The sequence below is a fragment of the Massilia sp. CT11-108 genome (assembly GCF_047302915.1).
Lineage (GTDB): Bacteria > Pseudomonadota > Gammaproteobacteria > Burkholderiales > Burkholderiaceae_D > Telluria > Telluria orientalis.
Map to the genome: position 1 here is coordinate 1 of NZ_JBKYMO010000894.1, position 1,381 is coordinate 1,381.

Here is a 1,381-nt window from a genome sequence, read left to right on the forward strand (position 1 = left end):
CCCCCCCCCTTCTTTTACCCCCCCCCCCCCCCCCCCCCCCCCTTCCCGCGCCGTGGGGGGGGCTCTTTTTTTTCAAAAACCCCCCCCCACGACGATGCGCCGGCGTGGCTGGAACTGGCGTTCGCGCCGCTGCGCGACCTGGACGGCACGGTGCGCGGCTTCACGTGCATCGTGTCCGGCACCGGCGCGTTGCGGCCCGTCGATGCGGAATTCCGCGCCATCTGCGACGCGATGCCGCACATGGTGTGGTCCACGCTGCCCGACGGCTACCACGACTTCTACAACCAGCGCTGGTACGAGTTCACCGGCATGCGCGAAGGCGACACGGACGGCGAGCGCTGGAACGCGATGTTCCACGCGGACGACCGGGAGCGCGCGTGGGCAGCCTGGCGCCACTCGCTGGAGACCGGCACGACGTACGAGATCGAATACCGCCTGCGCCACCGCAGCGGCGAATACCGCTGGGTGCTGGGCCGCGCCCAGCCCGTGCGCGACGCGCAGGGACGCATCGCGCGCTGGATGGGCACGTGCACCGACATCCACCAGCAGAAGCGCAACGAGGAAGCCCTGCAGGATGCGCGCATGCGCCTGTCGGCGGCGCTGGTGGCGGCCGACATCGGCACCTGGACGTACGACCTCGCGCACGACCGCGTGTACGCGGACCGCAACCTGGCCGGCATCTACGGTGTGGACGAGGCGACGGCGGCGGGCGGTCCGCTGTCCGCCTACCTGGCGGCCGTGCACCCGGACGACGTGGCGCACGCGCAGCGCTGCATCGACGACGCCCTGGCGACCGGCGACGGCTTCGAATGCACGTACCGCGTGCGGCGCGCCGACGGCACATGGCGCGACGTGCTCGCGCGCGGCAAGGTCACGCTCGATGCCGCCGGCCGGCCCGAATGGCTGCCGGGCGTCGTGCTCGACATCAGCGGGCAGAAACGGGCCGAGGAAGCGCTGCGCGCGAGCGAGATGCGCTTCGCGCGCCTGGCCGAATCGAACGTCGTGGGCATCGTGCGCTACCGCATGGACGGCACCCTGATCGACGCCAACCAGGCCTTCCTCGACATGCTGGGCTATACGCGCGAGGAGTTCGAGCGCGACGGCCTCGAGTCGCGCATGCTCACGCCGGCGGAATGGGCCGACGCCACGGCGCGCGCGATGGAAGAGCTGCGCACGACGGGGCGCATGGAAAACCTCGTCAAGGAGTACTTCCGCAAGGACGGCAGCCGGGTGAGCGTGCAGATGGGCGCCGTCACGATGGATCATCCGGCGACCGAAGGCGTGGCCGTGATGGTCGACGTCACGCCGATCCAGGACGCCCAGCGCGCCCTGCGCGAGGCCGACCGGCGCAAGGACGAGTTCCTCGCGATGCTGGCGCACG

1 protein-coding gene is annotated in these 1,381 nt (G+C 71.3%); it reads left to right on the forward strand.

What is annotated here, in order from left to right:
- Positions 1 to 1,381 (forward strand): PAS domain-containing protein (locus tag ACEN88_RS31755; RefSeq protein ID WP_413346152.1); only part of this gene is annotated, 1,381 nt, incomplete at both ends.